The 511-nt window shown below is 56.2% G+C and carries 1 rRNA gene; it reads left to right on the forward strand.

The window, feature by feature from the left end:
- A 23S ribosomal RNA gene (locus ACFOU2_RS07780) occupies nucleotides 1–511 on the forward strand; the annotation flags it as partial.

Raw genomic sequence — 511 nt, forward strand, 5'->3', positions numbered from 1 at the left:
CGCCTCCTAAAATGTAACGGAGGCGCCCAAAGGTTCCCTCAGAATGGTTGGAAATCATTCGTAGAGTGTAAAGGCACAAGGGAGCTTGACTGCGAGACCTACAAGTCGAGCAGGGACGAAAGTCGGGCTTAGTGATCCGGTGGTTCCGCATGGAAGGGCCATCGCTCAACGGATAAAAGCTACCCCGGGGATAACAGGCTTATCTCCCCCAAGAGTCCACATCGACGGGGAGGTTTGGCACCTCGATGTCGGCTCATCGCATCCTGGGGCTGTAGTCGGTCCCAAGGGTTGGGCTGTTCGCCCATTAAAGCGGTACGCGAGCTGGGTTCAGAACGTCGTGAGACAGTTCGGTCCCTATCCGTCGTGGGCGCAGGAAATTTGAGAGGAGCTGTCCTTAGTACGAGAGGACCGGGATGGACGCACCGCTGGTGTACCAGTTGTCTTGCCAAAGGCATCGCTGGGTAGCTATGTGCGGACGGGATAAGTGCTGAAAGCATCTAAGCATGAAGCC

Source organism: Bacillus songklensis (genome assembly GCF_042649685.1).
GTDB classification, from domain to species: Bacteria; Bacillota; Bacilli; order Bacillales; family Bacillaceae_H; genus Bacillus_BA; species Bacillus_BA songklensis.